The 20,315-nt window shown below is 68.4% G+C and carries 19 protein-coding genes; 16 read left to right on the forward strand and 3 right to left on the reverse strand.

Annotated elements, in window-relative coordinates; all coding sequences use genetic code 11:
• Positions 1-26: 26 nt before the first annotated feature.
• From CFB41_RS22715 to CFB41_RS22770, 11 genes are all read left to right on the forward strand, one after another.
• Positions 27-743: an ABC transporter permease gene (locus tag CFB41_RS22715; protein ID WP_089457953.1), complete on the forward strand. Its 717-nt coding sequence runs from the start codon at positions 27-29 to the stop codon at positions 741-743.
• A gap of 49 nt (positions 744-792) precedes the next feature.
• Complete coding sequence (locus tag CFB41_RS22720) at positions 793-1,488, forward strand: ABC transporter permease (RefSeq protein ID WP_089457954.1); 696 nt, start codon at positions 793-795, stop codon at positions 1,486-1,488.
• Between the two features lie 52 nt (positions 1,489-1,540).
• Positions 1,541-2,734 (forward strand): pyridoxal phosphate-dependent aminotransferase, encoded by a 1,194-nt coding sequence (locus tag CFB41_RS22725; RefSeq protein WP_089457955.1) that lies wholly within the window; start codon positions 1,541-1,543, stop codon positions 2,732-2,734.
• Between the two features lie 31 nt (positions 2,735-2,765).
• Positions 2,766-3,776: a succinylglutamate desuccinylase/aspartoacylase family protein gene (locus CFB41_RS22730; RefSeq protein WP_089457956.1), complete on the forward strand. Its 1,011-nt coding sequence runs from the start codon at positions 2,766-2,768 to the stop codon at positions 3,774-3,776.
• Between the two features lie 276 nt (positions 3,777-4,052).
• Positions 4,053-4,361: a DUF485 domain-containing protein gene (locus tag CFB41_RS22735; RefSeq protein ID WP_043179330.1), complete on the forward strand. Its 309-nt coding sequence runs from the start codon at positions 4,053-4,055 to the stop codon at positions 4,359-4,361.
• The gene (locus tag CFB41_RS22740) at positions 4,358-6,088 is read left to right on the forward strand and encodes a cation acetate symporter (RefSeq protein ID WP_089457957.1); all 1,731 of its coding nucleotides are present in this window, start codon (positions 4,358-4,360) and stop codon (positions 6,086-6,088) included. The genes CFB41_RS22735 and CFB41_RS22740 overlap by 4 nt, the downstream gene beginning before the upstream one ends.
• Positions 6,089-6,545: 457 nt before the next feature.
• Complete coding sequence (locus CFB41_RS22750; protein ID WP_089457959.1) at positions 6,546-8,927, forward strand: MCP four helix bundle domain-containing protein; 2,382 nt, start codon at positions 6,546-6,548, stop codon at positions 8,925-8,927.
• Positions 8,928-8,949: 22 nt separating this feature from the next.
• Positions 8,950-9,678: a methyl-accepting chemotaxis protein gene (locus CFB41_RS22755; RefSeq protein ID WP_089458961.1), complete on the forward strand. Its 729-nt coding sequence runs from the start codon at positions 8,950-8,952 to the stop codon at positions 9,676-9,678.
• Positions 9,675-10,256: a hypothetical protein gene (locus CFB41_RS22760; RefSeq protein ID WP_089457960.1), complete on the forward strand. Its 582-nt coding sequence runs from the start codon at positions 9,675-9,677 to the stop codon at positions 10,254-10,256. Before CFB41_RS22755 ends, CFB41_RS22760 begins: the two co-directional genes overlap by 4 nt.
• A 32-nt stretch (positions 10,257-10,288) precedes the next feature.
• Positions 10,289-11,248 (forward strand): chemotaxis protein CheX, encoded by a 960-nt coding sequence (locus tag CFB41_RS22765; protein ID WP_089457961.1) that lies wholly within the window; start codon positions 10,289-10,291, stop codon positions 11,246-11,248.
• A 40-nt stretch (positions 11,249-11,288) separates the two neighbouring features.
• Complete coding sequence (locus CFB41_RS22770) at positions 11,289-11,654, forward strand: response regulator (protein WP_011355572.1); 366 nt, start codon at positions 11,289-11,291, stop codon at positions 11,652-11,654.
• Positions 11,655-11,694: 40 nt separating this feature from the next.
• Here CFB41_RS22770 and CFB41_RS38980 read toward each other — a convergent pair whose 3' ends face one another.
• Entirely contained in the window at positions 11,695-12,033 is a 339-nt protein-coding gene (locus CFB41_RS38980; RefSeq protein WP_373558628.1) for a DMT family transporter, read from the reverse strand.
• On the opposite strand from CFB41_RS38980, the gene CFB41_RS38260 reads away from it, so the two are divergent.
• The 3 genes from CFB41_RS38260 (at position 12,032) to CFB41_RS22785 (ending at position 13,583) form a co-directional block, all read left to right on the forward strand.
• The gene (locus CFB41_RS38260; protein WP_179250132.1) at positions 12,032-12,181 is read left to right on the forward strand and encodes a hypothetical protein; all 150 of its coding nucleotides are present in this window, start codon (positions 12,032-12,034) and stop codon (positions 12,179-12,181) included. The genes CFB41_RS38980 and CFB41_RS38260 overlap by 2 nt on opposite strands.
• A gap of 10 nt (positions 12,182-12,191) precedes the next feature.
• The gene (locus CFB41_RS22780) at positions 12,192-12,644 is read left to right on the forward strand and encodes a DUF3592 domain-containing protein (protein ID WP_089457962.1); all 453 of its coding nucleotides are present in this window, start codon (positions 12,192-12,194) and stop codon (positions 12,642-12,644) included.
• Between the two features lie 144 nt (positions 12,645-12,788).
• Positions 12,789-13,583, forward strand: a complete 795-nt coding sequence (locus CFB41_RS22785) for an enoyl-CoA hydratase (RefSeq protein WP_089457963.1) — start codon at positions 12,789-12,791, stop codon at positions 13,581-13,583.
• Positions 13,584-13,720: 137 nt separating this feature from the next.
• Here CFB41_RS22785 and alr read toward each other — a convergent pair whose 3' ends face one another.
• Positions 13,721-14,842 (reverse strand): alanine racemase, encoded by a 1,122-nt coding sequence (alr, locus tag CFB41_RS22790; protein WP_089457964.1) that lies wholly within the window; start codon positions 14,840-14,842, stop codon positions 13,721-13,723.
• 301 nt (positions 14,843-15,143) lie between these two features.
• Here alr and CFB41_RS22795 point away from each other — a divergent pair, with 301 nt between their 5' ends.
• The gene (locus CFB41_RS22795) at positions 15,144-15,515 is read left to right on the forward strand and encodes an MAPEG family protein (protein ID WP_089442817.1); all 372 of its coding nucleotides are present in this window, start codon (positions 15,144-15,146) and stop codon (positions 15,513-15,515) included.
• Positions 15,516-15,542: 27 nt separating this feature from the next.
• Here CFB41_RS22795 and CFB41_RS22800 read toward each other — a convergent pair whose 3' ends face one another.
• Positions 15,543-16,517, reverse strand: a complete 975-nt coding sequence (locus CFB41_RS22800) for a LysR family transcriptional regulator (protein ID WP_089457965.1) — start codon at positions 16,515-16,517, stop codon at positions 15,543-15,545.
• Positions 16,518-16,636: 119 nt separating this feature from the next.
• On the opposite strand from CFB41_RS22800, the gene CFB41_RS22805 reads away from it, so the two are divergent.
• Positions 16,637-20,176, forward strand: a complete 3,540-nt coding sequence (locus CFB41_RS22805) for an ABC transporter ATP-binding protein (protein WP_089457966.1) — start codon at positions 16,637-16,639, stop codon at positions 20,174-20,176.
• Positions 20,177-20,315 lie beyond the last annotated feature (139 nt).

Consider the following 20,315-nt stretch of genomic DNA (forward strand, 5'->3'; position numbering starts at 1 on the left):
GCGTCACGCACGGACGAGGAGGCGGCATGGACGGTTGGGGATGGGTGAGCTACCTGGGCATGGACCCGGAAGGCTGGGGCGTCGCGCTCTTGCAGGGCGCGGGCGTGACGCTCGAGATTTCGCTCGGCGCGTTCGTTGCCGGGATCGTGCTCGGGCTGCTGGGTGCGGCCGCGAAGCTGTCCGGCGTGCGCATGCTGGAGCGGCTCGCGCAGGGCTACACGACGCTGTGCCGCGCGGTGCCCGAGCTGCTGCTGATCCTGCTGCTCTATTACGCGGGCACCGACGCGATCAACCTGCTGATGACGGCGATCGGCGCCGGGCCGGTCGCGGTCAACGGCTTCGCGGCGGCCGTGATCGTGCTCGGCATCGTGCAGGGTGCGTATGCGGCCGAGATCATCCGCGGTGCGATTCTCGCGATCCCGTATGGGCAGATCGAGGCGGCGCGCGCATTCGGCGCGCCACCGTCGCTCGTGTTCCGCCGCGTGACGCTGCCGGCGATGGCGCCGTATGCGCTGGCCGGTTTCACGAACCTGTGGCTGATCCTCGTGAAAGACAGTGCGCTGATCAGCGTGGTCGGCTACAGCGAGCTGCTCTACACCGCGAAGCAGGCAGCCGGGTCGACGCGCGAGTACATGCACTACTACCTGATGGTCGCGGCCGTGTACTTCGCGATCACGTCGCTGTCCGGCATGCTGTTCCGCGAGATCGAGCGGCGTTTCGGCCGCTGGATGCCGGCATCGTGAGCCGCGCCGGGTCTTCTCACGCATTGTCTGACCGAACCGGATCAACCTCATGGATCTGAGCGTACTGTCTTCCTACGGATCGCTGCTGCTGCTCGGCGTGCTGACCACCGTCAAGCTGCTCGTCATCTCGGCCGTGTTCGGCTTCGCGCTCGCGATCGTCGTCGCGTTCGCGCGGCTGTCGGGCGACCCGGTGGTCGCGCGCGTCAGCAAGGCGTTCACCGAAGTGATACGCGGCACGCCGCTGCTCGTGCAGATCTACCTGATCTACTACGGCGTCGGCTCGCTGTTCGCCGGCTGGCCCGCGCTGCGCGACAGCGTGCTGTGGCCGTTCCTGCGCGACGGCTTCTGGTATGTCGCGTTCGCGCTGGTGATCAGCGTCGGCGCGTATGTCGGCGAGGTGCTGCGCGCGGGCCTGCGCGGCGTACCGAAGGGCGAGATCGAGGCGGCGCGCGCGATGGGGATGCGCCCGTCGATGATCGCGCGGCGCGTGTGGTTGCCGCGCGCGATCCAGATCCTGTTGCCAACGCTCGCGGGCGAGACGGTGATGCTGCTGAAATCGACCGCGCTCGCGTCGACGGTCGCCGTGATGGACGTGCTCGGCGCCGCGAACTACATACGCGCGCAGACGCTGCGGACCTACGAGCCGCTGCTGGCGATCGCCGTGATCTATGTCGTGCTCGCATTCGTGATCGAACGCGCGTTCGGCCGGCTCGAGCGGCGTGTGCCGGTACGCATGCCGCGTTGAACGAACCCTTGAAGACGCGGCGGCCGCCCGGGCGCCGCGCGACGGAGAACGCATGAACTATTCGAAGCTGGTCGATCGCCTGCAGGGCAAGCGCACGACTGCATGGGACATTCATTACGCGGCACAGGCGGCCGTCGCGGCGGGCGAACCGGCGATCATCCTGAGCGTCGGCGATCCGGATTTCGCGACGCCCGACGTGATCGTCGAGCGCGCGGTGACCGCGCTGCGCGGCGGCGATACGCACTACAGCGAGGTGCGCGGCCGGGCGGAGTTGCGCGCGGCGATCGCGCGCGAGCATGCGAAGGCGTCCGGGCAGGCGGTCGGTGCCGAGCACGTGATCGTGACGGCCGGCGCGCAGAACGCGCTGTTCGCGATGGCGATGTGCCTGTGCGAGACGGGCGACGAGGTGATCGTGCCGGAGCCGATGTACCTGACGTACGAGGCGAGCGTGCGCGCGTCGGGCGCGACGCTCGTGCCGGTGCCGGTCGATGCGTCGCGCGGCTTTCATCTCGACTTCGACGCGCTCGAAGCGGCCGTGACGCCGCGCACGAAGGCGATCTTCTTCGCGACGCCGTGCAACCCGACCGGCGTCGTTTTGCCGCGCGCCGATCTCGAACGCATCGCGCGGCTCGCCTGCGAGCGCGATCTGTGGGTCGTGTCCGACGAGGTGTATGCGGAACTGACGTTCGAGCGCGACCTGGTCAGCATCGCGTCGCTGCCGGGGATGGCCGAACGCACGGTGACGATCGGCAGCCTGTCGAAATCGCATGCGATGCCGGGCTGGCGGGTCGGCTGGGCGATCGGCCCGGCCGAGCTGATCGAGCACGCGGAGCGGCTGGCGCTGTGCATGCTGTACGGGCTGCCGGGCTTCATCCAGCAGGCGGCCGTCACCGCGCTCGACAACAAGGCCGCGATCGTCGCCGACATGCGCGAGCTGTACCGGCGCCGCCGCGACCTGGCCTACGCGCGCCTGCGCGACGTGCCGGGGCTGCGTTGCCTGCTGCCGGAAGCCGGCATGTTCATGATGGTCGACGTGCGCGGCACCGGGCTCGACGCGCACGCATTCACGTGGGGATTGTTCCGCGCGAAGCAGGTCGCGCTGCTCGACGCGAGCGCGTTCGGCGATACCGCATCCGGCTTCGTGCGCTTCGGCTTCGTCGTCGACGATGCGAAGCTGGCCGACGCATGCGAGCGCATTGCGGCATTCGTCGCGAGCCTCGGCGCGGATTCGCGCGCGGCGTCGTGATGGGCAAGCCGAACCCAAAGGAGAACGGACGATGATCGAGGTGCTGACCTGGCCGGTGCCCGGCGACGCCGGGCAGCCGCTCGCGATCCGCGCGTGGCGGCTGTCGGGAGGCGACGGGCCGCGGGTGCATCTGCAGGCCGGCGTGCATGCGGACGAGATCGCCGGCATGCTCGTGCTGCACCGCTTGCTGCCGCGGCTGTGCGCGGCGCACGATCGCGGCATGCTGCGCGGCACGGTGACGGTGGTGCCGCAGGCGAACCCGCTCGGGCTTGCGCAATTCCGGCAAGGGCGGCTGCTCGGCCGCTTCCACGATGCGACGCAGCGCAATTTCAACCGGCATTTTCATGAATCGGCCGCGGCGCGCCGGCCCGCGACGACATTCGCCGCCTGGCAGCGCACATTGTTCGACGCCGCGTGCGACGCCGATATCGTGCTCGACCTGCATACCGATTCCGAAGCGCTGCCGTATCTGTACGTGCAGCGTGAGATGTGGCCGGTCAGCCGCGATCTCGCGGCGGCGCTCGGCGTCGACGTCGCGATTCTGTGGGACGAGGACGACGACGGCGCGTTCGAAGGCGCGATCGCCGCGCACTGGGCGCGCAACGGCGGCCTGCGCGAACGGCTCGTCGCGACGGTCGAGTTGCGCGGGCAATCCGATGTATCCGATGCGCTCGCCGAGCGCGATGCCGACGGCGTGCTGGCGTTCCTGCGTGGCCGCGGCGTGATCGCGGAGCCCGCCGGCGCGCACGACTGGCACGGCGAGGCCGTGCCGATCGCGCACATGGAGACGGTGCTCGCGCCGGCGTCGGGCGTGCTCGTGTACGAACGCGAACTCGGTGCGACGGTCGCCGCGGGCGAACGCATCGCGCGGATCGTCGCGCATCCTGGCGTGCCCGGCAGCGAGCACGTGCTGGTCGCGCCGCAGGCCGGACGTATCGTCACGCGCAATCGCGAGCGGCTGGTCGCGCAGGGCGACGTCGCGCTGAAGCTGACGGGTTCGCGTCCGTCGGCGGGATGGTCGGGCGGCGCGCTCGATCCGTGAGCGACGCTGCGCGCGACACTCCGCCTGTCGAGAACGATCGAACGCTTGCATCTGCGCCAACCCGCGTCGCGGCGCCGAAAAACTGACGTCGACGTGACGGCGCGCCCCGCGCATGGCCGCGTACACCCGTCAAGCGTCTCGCGTGCGGCAGCGTCGCGACGCCCCGTTCCGCTAGGGAAAACCATAGTGCGTCCTCGAAAGACCGAGTAAGCACGCAGTCAGCTTCGCCGTCCAGAATCGCCACACTCATTCAAAAAGCAAACCAGGAGACAGGCGATGCATGATGGGTTGGTGAAAAAAATCGAAGCGCATCCGAAGTATGCGCAGCTCAAGCGGCGGCGCAACACGCTCGGCATCTGCCTGACCGTGCTGATGCTGATCGTGTACTACGGCTACATCGCACTGATCGCATTCGACAAGTCGTTCCTCGCGAAGCCGGTGAGCACCGGCGTGACGAGCGTCGGCGTACCGGTCGGCATGGCGGTGATCGTGTTCACCGTCGTCATCACCGGCATCTACGTGCGCCGCGCGAACAACGAATACGATCAACTGACGCAGGACATCCTGCAGGACGTCGCCCAATGAAGAAGACTCTTTCGATGACGCTGGTCGCGCTGCTGGCTGCGGGCGTATGCGGCGCGGCCGTCGCGGGCGGCGGCGATGTCGGGCAGACCGCCAAGCAGGCCACCAACACCACGGCCATCGTCCTGTTCGCGCTGTTCGTGGCCGGCACGTTGTGGATCACCAAGTGGGCGGCGTCGCGCACGCGTTCCGCCGCGGATTTCTACACCGCCGGCGGCGGCATTACCGGGTTCCAGAACGGCCTGGCGATCTCGGGCGACTACATGTCGGCCGCATCCTTCCTCGGCATTTCCGCGGCGGTGATGACGTCGGGCTACGACGGCCTGATCTACTCGATCGGCTTCCTGGTCGGCTGGCCGATCATCACGTTCCTGATGGCCGAGCGGCTGCGCAACCTCGGCAAGTTCACCTTCGCCGACGTCGCGGGCTATCGCTTCGAGCAGGGGCCGATCCGCAGCTTCGCCGCGATCGGCACGCTGGTGGTGGTGGCGTTCTACCTGATCGCGCAGATGGTGGGCGCCGGGCAGCTCATCAAGCTGCTGTTCGGTCTCGACTACTGGGTGGCGGTCGTGATCGTCGGCGCGCTGATGATGGTCTACGTGCTGTTCGGCGGCATGACGGCCACCACCTGGGTGCAGATCATCAAGGCGTGCATGCTGCTCGCGGGCGTGACCTTCATGGCGATCATGGTGCTCGCGCAGTACGGCTTCAGCCCGGAGGCGCTGTTCGCCCATGCGGTGGAAGTCAAGACCGCGATCGCCGCGAACGCCGGCAAGGCGCCGGACGACGCGACCCGCATCGGGCTGTCGGTGATGTCGCCGGGCGGGTTCATCAAGGATCCGATCTCGGCCATTTCGTTCGGCATGGCGCTGATGTTCGGCACCGCCGGCCTGCCGCACATCCTGATGCGCTTCTTCACGGTGCCGGATGCGGAGGAAGCGCGTAAATCCGTGTTCTGGGCCACCACGTGGATCGGCTACTTCTACGTGCTGATCTTCATCATCGGTTTCGGTGCGATCACGCTGGTGCTGACCAACCCGGAGCTGGCCGACGTGGCCAAGGGCGTGATCAAGGGCGGCGCGGGCACGGCCAACATGGCCGCGGTGCTGGTGGCCAAGACGGTGGGCGGCGACGTGTTCTACGGCTTCATCTCGGCCGTGGCGTTCGCGACGATCCTGGCGGTGGTGGCCGGGCTCACGCTGTCGGGTGCGTCCGCGGTGTCGCACGATCTCTACGCCACCGTCTTCAAGAACGGCAAGGCCAACAGTGCCGACGAGCTGAAGGTGTCGCGCATCACGACGCTGGTGCTCGGCGTGATCGCCGTGCTGCTGGGCATCGCGTTCGAGAAGCAGAACGTCGCGTTCATGGTGTCGCTGGCGTTCGCCGTTGCGGCGTCGGCCAATTTTCCGGTGCTGTTCCTGTCGATGATGTGGAAGGGCTGCACCACGCGCGGCGCGGTCATCGGCGGCTTCCTCGGGCTGGTCTCGTCGGTGGGGCTGACGATCGTGTCGCCGTCGGTGTGGGAAGCAACGCTCGGTTATCCGAAGGGTTCGGCGTGGTTCCCGTACACGTCGCCCGCGTTGTTCTCGATGACGATCGGCTTCGTGGGCGTGTGGCTGTTCTCGGTCCTCGACACGAGCCTGCGCGCGAAGGCGGAGAAGGGTGCGTTCGCCGCGCAGCAGGTGCGTTCGGAAACGGGGCTGGGGGCGACGCGCGCCAGCAGCCATTGACCGGTCGTGAGTCGCTCACGCCCGCTCCGGGGCCCACGATGCAGTTCATCGCACCGCGGGCCCCGGAGCGGGCGGTATCGTTTTCATCGGTCCGTCGAATGGCGGCCCGACAATAAAAAATCGTGAATTCGCCTGAATTCGCCGATAATGCGCAAACGTTTTACGAAAGCCCGATTGCGGCTAATTCGCGGATTAAATAAATAAAAATAAAATATCCGAAGCTGGAATGTCCAGGCCGCGCAGGATCGCCGATCGAAGCCGTGTGGCATGAGGTTAACGGCAGATACCGGCAAATCTTTAGGGTGCTTTCGGCACAATTATTCATTTCGTTTTTATCAATGAATGATTGATTTCCGGTCATCGGAGCGTCATACACCATCCCCGATAATTCGGCGCTCACATTCTTTCAATAGACCAAACGGCGATCGAAGCCGGATCGCTGCGGGGAGCTGTACTCATGACCATCCGTCATCGCATTACGCTGCTAGTCGTCCTGACGTTCTTCGCGCTGTCCGCGATCGGCATCTATGCCGTGTACCAGACCCGCAAGAGCGCGTCCGAGGTACGCCAGGTCACCCAGGGAATCGTGCCGAGCGCGCTCGCGTCCGCGGATCTCGTCGCCGATGTGAAGAACATCCAGATCGCGACGATGACGCTCGTCTATGCGCCCGACGCGAACACCGCCGCGCAGGCGCGCGACGAGCTGAAGGCGAAGCAGGGCGCGCTGCGCGCCGCGCTCGACGTGCAGGCGAAGTCGGCGGTCGGCCAGGCGCAGGTCGGGCTCGTGTCGCAGGCGAAGGAGAGCGCGACGAACTATTTCGCGGCGATCGACGACACCGTGAAGATGAAGGCCGACGGCAAGCCCGAGATGGCGCAGGCGTACCTGTTCGCGAACGTCGCGCAGTATCGCGACGAACTCGAAAGCATCGTCGACACGCTGCGCGTCGAGAAGAACCGCCAGAAGGACGACGCGATCAGCGCGCTGAACGGGATGCTGTCGACCACCGCGACCGCGATCGCGGGTGTCGCCGGCACGGTGATCGTGCTGCTGACCGCACTCGGCCTGCTGCTGTATCGCCAGATCACGCGCCCGCTGATCGGGATGCAGACGGCGATGAGCGAGATCGCGACGAGCCAGGATTTCACGCGCCGCGTGCCGGTGGGCCGGATGGACGAAATCGGCCATTCGATCGTCGCGTTCAACGGGATGATCGAGAAGATCCAGGAGAACTCGGCGCAGCTCAAGCAGAAGACGGCCGACATCCAGGCGATGCTGCAGAACATGCAGCAGGGGATCCTGACCATCGTCGAGGGCGGCGTCGTGCATGCGGAGTATTCGGCGTACCTCGAAACCATCTTCGAGACGAACGATATCGCCGGCCGCGACCTGATGACGCTCGTGTTCGACGACTCGAACATCGGTTCCGATGCGCGCTCGCAGGTCGATGCGGCCGTGCATGCGTGCCTCGGCGAAGACAGCATGAACTTCGCGTTCAACGAGCACCTGCTGGTGAACGAAGTCGCGAAGCGGATGCCGGACGGCCGCGACAAGTGGCTCGACCTGAGCTGGTCGGCGATCACCGACGAGACCGACACGGTCGTGCGCCTGATGCTGTGCGTGCGCGACGTGACCGAGATTCGCGAGCTGACCGCGCAGGCCGGCGAGCAGCAGCGCCGCCTCGAGATGATCGGCGAGATTCTGTCGATCAGCCAGGACAAGTTCCACGACTTCGTGCACAGCGCGAAGGGCTTCCTCAGCGAGAACGAGCGGATGATCCGCCAGCACGAGCGCGCCGATCACTCGATCGTCGCGGCGCTGTTCCGCAACATGCACACGATCAAGGGCAATGCGCGCACGTACAGCCTCCAGCACCTGACCAACATCGTCCACGAAGCGGAACAGGCGTACGACTCGCTGCGCCGCGCGGACGGCGGCCCGGAGTGGAACCGCGACGCGCTGATGGACGACCTGGCCCGCGTGCGCGACGCGGTCGAGCACTACGCGACGATCAACGCGGTCACGCTCGGCCGCAGCGGCGAAGCGGTGCAGGGCGCCGACTTCCTGATGGTCGAACGCGCGCACATCAGCGAGAGCCTGCGCGTGCTCGACGGCGCCGATCCGGCGAACGCGTCCGACTGGCACGCGGCGCGCGACGCCGTGCGCCGCATGCTGAGCCAGCTCGGCACGCAGGGCATCGGCGATGCGCTCGGCGGCGTGATCGAGTCGCTGCCGTCGCTCGCGGCCGAACTCGGCAAGCCGGCGCCGGTCGTGCATATCGACAGCCACGGCCACCGCGTGCGCAGCGAAATCGTCGCGACGCTGAAGAACGTGTTCATGCACCTGCTGCGCAATTCGATGGACCACGGGATCGAATCGTCCGACGAGCGGCGCGCGGCCGGCAAGGCGGCGTCCGGCACGATCGACATCGCGGTCGGCGTGGGCGGCGGCGAGCTGTGGTTCGTGCTGAGCGACGACGGCCGCGGCCTCGCGCTCGACCGGATTCGCAGCATCGCACGCGAGCGCGGCTGGATCGATGCAGACCACGACGCGGCGCTGTCCGACGACGAGGTGGCCGAGCTGATCTTCCGGCCGGGTTTCTCGACCGCGAGCACGGTGACCGAAGTGTCGGGGCGCGGCGTCGGCATGGACGCGGTGCGCAACTTCCTTAAGCGCGACGGCGGCGACATCGCGCTGCGCTTTACCGACGATCGCGTCGGCGCGCCGTATCGCGCGTTCGAGACGATCGTGACGCTGCCGGCCCGCTTCGCGGCCGACGGCGCCGCCCAGGGCGTCGTGCACGAGCGTGCACGCAGCGCGGACATCGGCGCGGCGGAGTGACGACGTGATCGGGCAGGCGTGGATGATCCAGATGGCCGCTGCACTGGCGGGCGGTGTCGTCGTCGCCATCGTGGCGGCGGTCGTATTTAGCGTGACGCGCAAGCGGCTCGTCGCGGCGCACGAGCGCGATACGGCGCAGTTGCGTGGCGCGCTCGACGCAGCCGATGCGCGCGCCGCCGATGCCGCGTCGGCGCATGCGGAGGCGGCCGACGCATGGGCGCAGCGCGAGGCGCAGCTCGAGGATGCGCTGGCGCGCGAGACGTCCGCCGCCGGCTCGCAGCGCGACGCCGTGCAGGCGCTGTCGGCCGATCGAGCGGCGCTCGCGCAGCACGCGATGAAGATCGCCGACGAAGCCGCGCGCCTGCGCGGGCTCGCCGGCACCTTCGAGCGCTGGCACGAGCAGATGATCTCGCTGACCACGCAGAACCAGGACATGCGCACGAAGAACCAGGAGCTGTCGGCGATCGTCGCGCACGTGTCGATCGTGTCGCTGAACGCGTCGATCGAGGCCGCGCGCGCCGGCACGGCCGGGCGCGGCTTCTCGATCGTCGCGAGCGAGGTTCGCGGGCTGGCCGCGCGCTCGCAGCAGCTGTCGAACAGCTATCGCGACAGCCTGAACCGCAACGATCTCGTGACGGCCGCGACGTTCCAGGACATCCAGGCCGGCGGCAAGATGATCACGGCCGCGCTCGCGACCGTCGAGACGCTGGCCGGGCAGTTGCACGCGCGGATCGAGGGAGAAGCCGCGTGATCAGTGCGCAGGCGAGGGCCGGGTTCGAACGGATCTTTTTCGATGCCGCGCGCACGCGGCTCGCGGCAGGCGGCGCGTGCGACATCCGGCCGCGAGCCGGGCACGAACACGACGCGCCGGAACGCGCGCACGCGAAGTCGCGATCGAAGCCGCAGGCGCCCGAACATGTGGTTGTGCTGACGATCTCCGCACTGCATTTCCGCCTGCTGCTCGCGCTGCGCTTCAGCGACGACGACGCGACGCGCCGCCATTTCGCCAGCGCGACAGCGGGCACGAACAGCCAGCGACCGTTGACCGACGCGTTCATGGAAGTCGCGAACCTGTGTTGCGGCGCGATCAACCAGGCGCTGACCGCGTCGTTTCCCGACCTCGGGATGTCGACGCCGTACCTGCTGAGCGGCGCGAGCATCGACTTCATGCACGCGCTCTCGCCCGATTACGTGGCCGCCTATGACTTGACGCTCGATGGCGACGTGCGGGTCGGCGCGACGTTGTGCGTGTGCGCGAACGCGCCGGTCGATTTCCATGTGCCGGAGACGGCCGTGATGGAAACCGGCGGCGAACTCGAACTGTTCTGACCGACCCTGATCGACCATGAGGAAACCTTGAGATGACCCTGGACAAACCCGTCAGCAAGGTGCTCGTACTCGACGACAGTCGCGCGCACGCCGACGCGATCAAGCGCTTCTGCGACGAGCACAACCTGGTCGGCCTGACCGTGCGGCGCAGCCGGTTGCTGAAGGTGCTGCGCTCGAACATCGACCTCGGCGCGATCCTGCTGGCCGAGGATTACGGCGGTTCGGCCGCCGAGAGCGCCATCATCGCGACGCAGATCGATGCGCTGCGCCCCGAATTGCCGATCATCCTGCGCCGCGAATCGCTCGCGTCGCGCGACGGGCTGCCGGAGGCGCTCGCGCGCGTCGCGTGCGCGGCCTACGTCGCGGACGACATGACGCCGCTCAAGCGCGCGATCGACGAATACCTGTTCGGCCGCGACTACCCGAACGCGCTCGTGCGCGGCATCTCGGAGATCACCGAGGCGCGCATCGACAGCCTGTTCCCGGGCATGACGATCGAGCACGAAACGCCGTGCATCGTGCGCGACCAGATCATCTTCGGCGAAGTGTTCAGCCTGATCGCGCTCGAAAGCGCGTGGTGCCGCGGCTACATGCTGCTGCAGACGAGCGAGCAGCCGCTGCTCGACATGCTCGGCGGCACGCGCGAAGGCGGCCGCGCGCCGGATTTCCGCGACGTGAACAGCGTGCTCGGCGAGCTGACCAACCTCGTATGGGGCGCGTTCAAGAACCGCTATCTCGGCGACGCCGAGGCACTGGCGCGCCATCCGGTGCAGGTGCCGCTCGTCGTCAATCACAAGCAGAAGTTCATTTCGTTCGGCGGCGATTGCCCGCAGCTCTGCTTCAAGTACCGGATGACCGATCCGGCATCGGGGCGCTCCGCGTGCCTCGACCAGCGCTTCGTGTTCAGCCTGAGCTGGTCGCCGGAGGATTTCCGCGAATCGGTGCAGGACGTGGGGCCGATGGTCGAATCGGGTGAACTCGAACTGTTTTGAAGACTGAAGTCAGCAACAAGGAAAGGAAGGGGAAGACGACATGGCAAAGATTCTGGTGGTCGACGATTCGGGCACGGTGCGCGACGAGGTCGCGGGCTTCCTGCGCAATCACGGGCTCGACGTCGCGACGGCCGTCGACGGCAAGGACGGGCTCGCGAAGCTCAAGGCGACGCCCGGCGTGCGCCTCGTGATCAGCGACGTGAACATGCCGAACATGGACGGCCTGACGATGGTCGAGAAGATCCGCGGCGAACTGGCGAATTCGACGGTCAACGTCGTGATGCTGACGACCGAAAGCAGCCCGGCGATGAAGGAACGCGGCAAGGCCGCCGGCGTGAAGGGCTGGATCGTGAAGCCGTTCAAGGGCGACGCGGTGCTCGACGCGCTGAAGAAGCTCGCGGGCTGACACCTATCGGGCTGCGGCGCACCCGCGCCCGCCCGCGCATTCAGCGCGGCGGTTCGGGTTGCGCGGCTGCCGCGTCGCCGGCGGCGGCCGGCACGCGCGGCGCGGGCGTCTGCCATTGCACGACGATCATCCCCGCGAAGATCAGCGCGACGCCCGCGATGCGGCCGGGGGTCGCGAGCCGCTGCGCGAGCCCCATCAGCCCGTAGTGGTCGATCAGCAGCGACGCGAGCATCTGCCCGGCGACGACGCAGGCGATCCGCGCGCAATTTACAGCGCGCCGCGATCTCCGTATCCTGCCGGATGCCGAGGGCGGCGTGCCCGCGCGACCTGCGCGGCACGCCCGGCATCCACGACAATCAGGAACGGGGCACCTTTCCATGACAATCAGGATCGATCGGGCGGCGCGCGTGCGCGGCGCAGGCAACGGCCCGTATGAACGCGTGACCGACGAAACGGGGCACGGCGTGACGTGCCGCTGCAAGGCGCAGTCGACGATCGACGTGTCGTTCCATCAGTCGCGTCCTTGAGGTGAACGCAATGGTGCCGGGATCCAGCCGCACCGACGCGCAGCAGACGGAAATGCTGATCGCGAAGGGCGTCGTCTTTACCATCGTCGGTACGTGCCTGCTGATTGGCGCTGCCCTGTACGCGCAGTCGACGCGCGAATTCCTGCGGACGTCGATCGTCGTGCCGGGGCGCGTCATCAAGCTGAATGCGGGCCCGCATCATCCGGAGATCGCGTTCACGACGCTCGCGGGCGAGCATGTCGAATACCCGAAGGGCGGCTCGGTCAGCGAGGAGGACGGTGCGACCGTCGAGGTGCGTTACGCACCGGACGCGCCCGCGATGAGCGCGCGGTTGAATACGTTCGGCGCGATCTGGGGGGACGTCCTGATGATAGGCGGGATGGGCGTTGTCTTTTTCGTGGGTGGCCTCGGTCAACTGCGCTCGGGCCTGCGCGAGTGGCGCCGTGGACGCAAGCGGACGTGACCGTGTGTGCCTGCTGCACCACGACTGGACGTCGCACGGAATGTGGAGGAGCATTTCATCACCACGGTGCCGTGAACGTGCACGCATCATCGCCACGTATTCGCGCCGCATCGAATCCTGCCGAACCCCATCGAGCGGAACATCATGAAATCCGATCAAGACACGGCCGAGCCGATCCTGTTGCGCGACGCGCACGACGGCGTCGTCACGCTGCGGCTGAACCGTCCGCAGCAGTTCAACGCATTGTCCGAGGCGATGCTCGCGAGCCTGCACGATGCGTTCGAGTCGCTGGCGGCCGATCCGCACGTGCGCTGCGTCGTGCTGGCCGCGGAGGGCAAGGCGTTCTGCGCGGGCCACGACCTGCGGCAGATGCGCAGCCGGCCCGAACTCGATTACTACCGCACGCTGTTCGCGCAGTGCAGCCGCGTGATGCTTGCGATGCGTGCGTTACCGGTGCCGGTGATCGCGCGCGTGCAGGGCATCGCGACGGCCGCCGGCTGCCAGCTCGTCGCCGCGTGCGACCTGGCGATCGCGGCCGATACTGCGCGCTTCGCGGTATCGGGCATCAACGTCGGGCTGTTCTGTTCGACGCCGGCTGTCGCATTGAGCCGCAACGTCACGGCGAAGCGCGCATTCGACATGCTCGTGACCGGGCGCTTCGTCGACGCGGCGACGGCCGCCGCATGGGGCCTCGTCAACGAGGCCGTGCCCGAGGATGCGCTCGACGCGGCCGTCGCGCGCAAGGTCGCGGAGATCGTCGCGAAGAGCCCGGCCGCGGTGCGGTATGGCAAGCAGATGTTCTATCGCCAGCGCGAGTTGCCGCTCGACGAAGCCTATGCGTATGCGGGCGACGTGATGGCGCGCAACATGATGGAGGAGGATGCGGGCGAAGGGATCGACGCGTTCCTCGAGAAGCGCAAGCCGACGTGGCGTTCGTAGTGCGTTGAACGAAGCGGAAGCGCCGTCACCCACGCCATTCGCTCGCACGGAAAAGCAAACGGGCCGCCCGAGGCGACCCGCAACCGAAGCGCACGTCAGGCGGCGCTACAGCGCGTGCGCGGCCGCATCTGAGCCGGTCAGCGCCCGTAGCTCCCGGTCCGCAGCGTCGGCTGCTCGCTCGACGCACCCGGCGGCACGATCACGACCGGCACGCGGCGGGCGAGCGCGCACATCAGCTCGTAGCCGATCGTGCCGCTGGCTTCCGCCACGTCATCCACCTTCACCTGGTCGCCCCACAGCTCGACACGCGACCCAATGCCCGCGTTCGGGCATGGCGTCAGGTCGACGGTCAGCATGTCCATCGATACGCGGCCGACGACGCGCGTCATCACGCCGTCCACCGCGATCGGCGTGCCGGTCGGTGCGTGGCGCGGATAGCCGTCCGCATAGCCGCACGCGACGACGCCGATCCGCATCGGCCGGTCGGCCGTGAAGCGGCGGCCGTAGCCGACGGTCTCTTCCGGCGACAGCGTCTGCACACCGATGATCTTGCTCGTCAGCGTCATCGCGGGCATCAGCGGCGTGTCGGCGATACCCCGCGACGCACCCGTCGGCGACGCACCGTACAGGATCGTGCCCGGCCGCACCCAGTCGCGGTGCGCGCGCGGATGCCACAGCACGGCGGCTGAATTCGACGTCGAGCGCTCGCCGGGAATCCCCGCCGTCGCCGTATCGAACTGGTCGAGCTGCCAGTCGACTTCGCCTTCGTCGGCGTTCGCGAAATGCATCATCAGCGTGATCTTGCCGATCGACGGCGCGCTCGCCGCGCGCTCCCACGCGGCGCGGAACACGGCGGGGCGGTAGCCGAGCCGGTTCATCCCGGAGTTCATCTTGAGCTGGATGTCGATCGGTTGCTGCGGCTTCGCCGCGATCAGCAGGTCGAGCTGCTCGTCGCAGTGCACGGCCACCGTCAGACGGTGGCGATCGGCCAGCTCGACGTCGGCCGGCTCGAAGATCCCTTCGAGCAGCAGCACCGGCTTGTCCCAGCCGAGTTCGCGCACGCGCACGGCTTCGTCGAGATCGAGCAGCGCGATGCCGTCGGCGGCGGCGAGGCCCGGGTAGATCCGCTCGATGCCGTGACCGTACGCATTGGCCTTGATCACGGCCCACACGCGCGATTGCGCGGCGGTGCGGCGGATGAAGTCGAGGTTGTGGCGGACGGCGTCAGGGCGGATATGGGCGACGATGGGACGGGGCATGGCGATGTCTCGGATCGGATGTCGTTCGGCGCGCGCGGCGGCGCGGGTTCGGCGGCCTGGCGCGACAACGCGTCGGGCCAGTGTTGAGCGCTATCTTATTGGTGTTCGACCAGTTTTAATTAACGTTTTTGTCGACGATTTGGTGGAAATTTTGGTGTCGAACCACGCGCGTCGCGGCTGTCGGCGGGCCGTGCAGCCGAGTCTCCCGTCTAGAAAACCGGTGCGCGAACAGCACGACGCAATGCTAAGCTCTCGGCGATCTTGTCATTGATCAATGTAATCATAAAGGAGGAGACTTTTGATGACGACGTCCCAGCTGTGCCTGTTCATCGTGGCGCTGTTGCCGTTCTCGATGACGTTTCTCGCGAAGGCCCGCAAGGGCTACGACAACCGCACGCCGCGCGACTACCTGGCGAAACTCGAAGGCTGGCGCGCCCGCGCGCAGGCCGCGCACCAGAACGGGTGGGAAGCGCTTGCGCTGTTCACGGCCGCGCTGGTGGTGGCATGGCACAACGGCGCGAACGTGCATCGCGTCGACCAGCTGGCGATGGCGTTCGTCGCGATCCGTGTCGTCTACATGCTGATGTACCTGCTGAACTGGGCGTCGCTGCGTTCGCTCGTGTGGTTCGGCGGGATGGCGTGCGTGGTCGCGTTGTTCTTCGCTGCGCCGTAAGCGGCGCAAGCAGGCGAGGCCGGCGCGTTACTTGCCGGTCGCGCCGCCCGTGCCGCGCACGCGGCTGTCGTTGGATGCGGGCGCAACGATCGGGCCCGCGATGGGCGCTGCTTCCGCTTCCGCGTGGGCTTCCGCTTCGCGGCGCAGGAACGCGATCAATGGATCGAGCAGCCGGTGCCGCGTCGACGGGTTGCGGCGCAGCACGAAGCGCCACGACGCGGTGCGTTCGAGGCCCGGCCTCAGCGGCACGAGGCGCCCGCTGCGCAGCTCGGGCTCGATCAGCGGCGCGCGGCCGAGCGCGATGCCCGCGCCCCCGACCGCTGCGCCGATGACCTGGCTGAAACTGCTGTAGCGGACGATCTTCGTCTCGAAGTCGCCCGGCAGGCCGAACTCCGTGGACCAGTTGTGCCAGTCGATCTCGGGGCTGTGCTCGTGCATCTCCTGCAGCAACCGCGAGCGGCACACGTTCACGGAGGCAAACGGATGCAGTTCGGGGCTGCATACCGGGAACACCGTTTCCTGCAGCAGGATGTCGTCGTCGGCCTGCAGCCGGTGCGCGGGCACGTGCACGATCGCCAGATCGACGCCGCTGCGCGCGAAATCCGGTTCGTCGTCGAGCACGACGGCATGCAGCGGCGTGTCGGGATGAAGCGACGAGAATTCCGCGAGGCGGCGGGCGAGCCACATTGCCGAAAACGGCGCGTTGGCGGATACGGTGAGCCGTTGCGCGGTGCCGCGAATGTCGGCACAGGCGTCGGTCAGCCGCGACAGCGCATCGCTGACGGCCGGCAGCAGGCGTGCGCCGGCCGGCGTGAGGCTGATGCCGCCGAGCCCCGTGCTGCGTTCGAGCAGCCGCGCGCCGAGCGATTCCTCGAGCGCGCGAATCTGGTGACTGACCGCACTCGTCGACACGTTCAGCTCCGCCGCCGCGCGCGCGAATCCGCCGAGGCGGACGGCCGCCTCGAAAGCTCGCAATGCGCTGAGGGGAGGGAGGTGCGACATGCGGGGTATTGTAGTTGACTCAACACCCGTTGAAAAATCATCTTTTGCCGCGCGCGGGCCGCGCGGGTAGCCTCGATCCGGTCAAGAAAAATCATCATCGGACACCACCGGAGGGCTTCATGTATTTCGACCGACGACTATGGGCAATGATGGCGGGACTGCGCTGGCGGGTGGCCGCGGCCGTCGCGCTCGGCCTGCTCGCGATGGGTGTCGGGATCCTGCGTTTCGTCTTTCTCGGCCGCGTGCTGGCGCTGGTCTTTGCCGGTGCGCCGGCACGCAGCATCGGCGAAGCCGTCGTTGCAACGGCGGCCTGCGTGTTGCTGCGCGCGTGGCTCGACCATCGCCGCACGGTGCTTGCGCAGCACACGGCCGGGCGCGTGCAGGCCACGCTGCGCGCGCGGCTGTTCGACCGGATCGCCGCGCTCGGCCCCGCGTGGTTCAGCGGCGAACGCACGGGCGGCGTGATGCTGGCCGTCGTGGACGGCGTCGAGCAACTGCAGACCTTCTTCGGCACCTATTTGCCGCAGCTCGTGATCGCCGCGTGCGCGCCGGTGATGATCTTCGCGGTGCTCGCGTGGTGGGACGTGCCGACGGCCGCGATCCTGCTGGTCGCGGCACTCGTCACGCTCGCGCTGCCGCAACTCGTGCATCGCGCCGACAAGCGTGCGGCGCTCGCGCGCTCGGCCGCCTTCAAGGCGTTCGGCGAGGAGTTCCTCGACGCGGTGCAAGGCCTGCCGACGCTGAAGGCGTTCGGGCAAAGCACGGCATTCGGCGCGAAGCTGGCCGCAAAGGCGCGCGCGCTGTCCGACAGCACGTTCTGGGTGCTCGCGCTCGGCCTGCTGACGCGGCTCTTCACCGATCTCGGCACCGGCCTCGGCGCGGCCGCCGCGATCGCCGTCGGCGCGTGGCGCGTGCGGCACGGCGACATGAGCCTCGAGGCGCTGCTGATCGTGCTGATGGCCGGCAGCGAGATCTTCCGGCCGCTGCGCGACCTGCGTGCCGTGCTGCACCAGGGGATGATCGGCCAGTCGGCGGCGAATGCGATCCACGCGCTGCTCGACGCGCAGCGTCATGCACCGGCCACCGACGCGCCGCGCGTCGCGGGCCTGCGGCCCGAGATCGCGTTCGACGCCGTCAGCTTCGCGTATCCGGGGCGCCGCGCGGACGCGCATGCGGCGCTGAGCTTCTCGGTGCGCGAAGGCGAGACGGTGGCGATCGTCGGGCCGAGCGGCGCGGGCAAGTCGACCATCGTGCGCCTGCTGTTGCGCCAGCACGATGCGCAGGGCGGCGCGATCCGCATCGGCGGCCACGACGTGCGCACGCTCGATGCCGGCCAGGTGCGCGAGATGATCGCGGTCGTCGCGCAGGATGCGACGCTGTTCGACGGCAGCGTGGCCGACAACCTGCGGCTCGGCCGCCCCGACGCGAGCGACGCGGACATGATCGCCGCTGCGCGCGCGGCCAACGCGCACGATTTCATCTCGGCGCTGCCCGACGGCTACGCGACGCGCATCGGCGAACGCGGGCTGATGTTGTCGGGCGGCCAGCGCCAGCGTCTCGCGATTGCCCGCGCGCTGCTGCGCGATGCGCCGATCCTGCTGCTCGACGAGGCGCTGTCGTCGGTCGACGCGGAGAACGAAGCGCTGATCCAGCAGGCGCTCGACCGGCTCACGCGCGGGCGGACCACGCTCGTGCTCGCGCACCGGCTGTCGAGCGTGATCGGCGCCGACCGTATCCTGGTGCTCGACCAGGGGCAAGTGGTCGACGAAGGGACGCACGCGGCGCTGATCGCGCGTGACGGCCCGTATCGCCGGCTGATGGGGCCGCAACTGGAAGCGGTCGCCGAATCGGTCGGCGTGGCAGCAACGGCCGGCGCGACCGCGCGCGCGTCATCGGGCCCGCAAGTGCGGCCGCTGAACGACGATGCGGCCGAGATCGGCTGGCCGGAAACCCTGCGGACGCTGCTGCGCTTCGTGCGCCCGTGGACGGGCAAGGTCGTGCTGACGGTGCTGTTCGGGATCGGCCGCGTGCTCGCATTCATCGGCGTCGGCGTGATCGGCGCGCTGGTGGTCGGTGCGGTACCGAGTGGCCACGTGAGCCCGGCGCTCGTCACCGCGCTGCTCGTGATCGCGCCGGTGGCGGCCGTGCTGCACTGGCTCGAATCGTGGCTCGCGCACGATATGGCGTACCGGCTGCTCGCGGAAATGCGCATCGCGCTGTTCGCGACGCTCGAACGTCTCGCGCCGGCCGGGCTGCTGCGTCGTCGTTCGGGTGATCTCGTGTCGCTCGCGACGCAGGACGTCGAGACCGTCGAGTATTTCTATGCGCACACGCTGGCGCCCGCGTTCGTCGCGGTGCTCGTGCCTGCTGCCGTGTTGGTGCTGCTCGCGTCGGTGGCGTGGCCGCTCGCGCTCGTGCTGCTGCCGTTCCTGTTGTGGGCCGGGCTCGCGCCGGTGCTGGCGCGGCGCGACGTCGACCGGCTCGGCACCGGCGCGCGAGAAGCGCTCGGCCAGCTCGGCGCGCACCTGACCGAAACGATCCAGGGGCTCGCGGAACTGACCGCGTTCCAGGCCGTTGCACGCCGGCGCGCAGCGTTCGTGGCCGAAGTCGATGCGTATCGCAAGCAGCGCGCAAAGCTGCTCGACGATCTGTCGGCGCAAAGTGCCGCGCTGGAAATCGCGAGCGGGCTCGGCGGGCTGGTCGTCGCGGCGCTCGGCGCGCTGCTGTGCGCACGCGGCTGGTTTCCGCGCGAGTCGTTGCCGTTGCTGGTGCTGGTAGCCGTGGCCGCCTTCATGCCGGTGGCCGAAATCGGCCAGGTCGCGCGCCAGCTCGCCGACACGATCGCGTCGACGCGACGCTTGCGTGCGCTGGAGAAGGAGCCGGTGCCGGTGACGGACGGCACGCATGCGATGCCTGCCGATCCGGCGGTGCGGTTCGAGGCCGCGTCCTTCACGTACCCAGGCCGCAGCGTGCCCGCGATCGACCGTGTGAGCTTCGACGTGCCGCCCGGCAGCACGGTCGCGCTGGTCGGGGCGTCGGGCGCCGGCAAGTCGACGGTCGCGAGCCTGCTGCTGCGCTTCTGGGATCCGCAGCAGGGCCGCGTGACGCTCGGCGGCGTCGACCTGCGCGACTTGCGGCTCGACGACCTGCGGCAGCACATCGCGCTGGTTGCGCAGGATACCTATCTGTTCAACGACACGCTCGAAGCGAACATCCGGCTCGCCGCGAACGATGCGTCCGACGCCGACGTGCAGCGCGCGATCGACCATGCGGCGCTCGGCGACTTCGTCGCGCGGCTGCCGGACGGGCTCGCGACGCGCGTCGGCGAGCGCGGCGTGCAGCTGTCGGGCGGCCAGCGCCAGCGTGTCGCGATTGCGCGTGCGTTCCTGAAGGATGCGCCGGTGCTGATCCTCGACGAAGCGACGTCCCATCTGGACACGCTCAGCGAGCAGCAGATTCGCGCGGCGCTGGAAGACCTGATGACGCAGCGCACGTCGATCATCATCGCGCACCGGCTGTCGACCGTGCGCAACGCCGACCTGATCCTCGTGATGGAGCACGGCAGCGTGATCGAGGCCGGGCGGCATGCGGACCTGATGGTGCGGCAGGGCGCGTATGCGCGGCTCGTGTCGCATCAGGCGAGCGGGGTGGCGGCGTAAGCGACGCGGCATCGGCGCACCGTCGTTCGGCGATGCCGCGCGCATCCCGCAACCTGCGTTGAGCCGCGCCGGCGGTTGCCGGCTTGGCGCGCACGTTCGTCCCGACAAGACGCCTGGTTGAATCGCCGGCCGCCGCGCA

Origin of the sequence: Burkholderia sp. AU33803 (assembly GCF_002223095.1) — a bacterium.
Taxonomy (GTDB): Bacteria; Pseudomonadota; Gammaproteobacteria; order Burkholderiales; family Burkholderiaceae; genus Burkholderia.

Bases quoted from the DNA above. Each gene is read 5' to 3' on its own strand.
- CFB41_RS22750 (WP_089457959.1), top strand. From the start codon at position 6,546: ATGACCATCCGTCATCGCATTACGCTGCTAGTCGTCCTGACGTTCTTC.
- CFB41_RS22755 (WP_089458961.1), top strand. From the start codon at position 8,950: ATGATCCAGATGGCCGCTGCACTGGCGGGCGGTGTCGTCGTCGCCATC.
- CFB41_RS22800 (WP_089457965.1), bottom strand. From the start codon at position 16,517: ATGTCGCACCTCCCTCCCCTCAGCGCATTGCGAGCTTTCGAGGCGGCC.
- CFB41_RS38980 (WP_373558628.1), bottom strand. From the start codon at position 12,033: ATGGAAAGGTGCCCCGTTCCTGATTGTCGTGGATGCCGGGCGTGCCGC.
- CFB41_RS22725 (WP_089457955.1), top strand. From the start codon at position 1,541: ATGAACTATTCGAAGCTGGTCGATCGCCTGCAGGGCAAGCGCACGACT.
- CFB41_RS22740 (WP_089457957.1), top strand. From the start codon at position 4,358: ATGAAGAAGACTCTTTCGATGACGCTGGTCGCGCTGCTGGCTGCGGGC.
- CFB41_RS22770 (WP_011355572.1), top strand. From the start codon at position 11,289: ATGGCAAAGATTCTGGTGGTCGACGATTCGGGCACGGTGCGCGACGAG.
- CFB41_RS22780 (WP_089457962.1), top strand. From the start codon at position 12,192: ATGGTGCCGGGATCCAGCCGCACCGACGCGCAGCAGACGGAAATGCTG.
- CFB41_RS22795 (WP_089442817.1), top strand. From the start codon at position 15,144: ATGACGACGTCCCAGCTGTGCCTGTTCATCGTGGCGCTGTTGCCGTTC.
- CFB41_RS22785 (WP_089457963.1), top strand. From the start codon at position 12,789: ATGAAATCCGATCAAGACACGGCCGAGCCGATCCTGTTGCGCGACGCG.
- CFB41_RS22720 (WP_089457954.1), top strand. From the start codon at position 793: ATGGATCTGAGCGTACTGTCTTCCTACGGATCGCTGCTGCTGCTCGGC.
- CFB41_RS22730 (WP_089457956.1), top strand. From the start codon at position 2,766: ATGATCGAGGTGCTGACCTGGCCGGTGCCCGGCGACGCCGGGCAGCCG.
- CFB41_RS38260 (WP_179250132.1), top strand. From the start codon at position 12,032: ATGACAATCAGGATCGATCGGGCGGCGCGCGTGCGCGGCGCAGGCAAC.
- CFB41_RS22715 (WP_089457953.1), top strand. From the start codon at position 27: ATGGACGGTTGGGGATGGGTGAGCTACCTGGGCATGGACCCGGAAGGC.
- CFB41_RS22805 (WP_089457966.1), top strand. From the start codon at position 16,637: ATGTATTTCGACCGACGACTATGGGCAATGATGGCGGGACTGCGCTGG.
- CFB41_RS22735 (WP_043179330.1), top strand. From the start codon at position 4,053: ATGCATGATGGGTTGGTGAAAAAAATCGAAGCGCATCCGAAGTATGCG.
- CFB41_RS22765 (WP_089457961.1), top strand. From the start codon at position 10,289: ATGACCCTGGACAAACCCGTCAGCAAGGTGCTCGTACTCGACGACAGT.
- alr (WP_089457964.1), bottom strand. From the start codon at position 14,842: ATGCCCCGTCCCATCGTCGCCCATATCCGCCCTGACGCCGTCCGCCAC.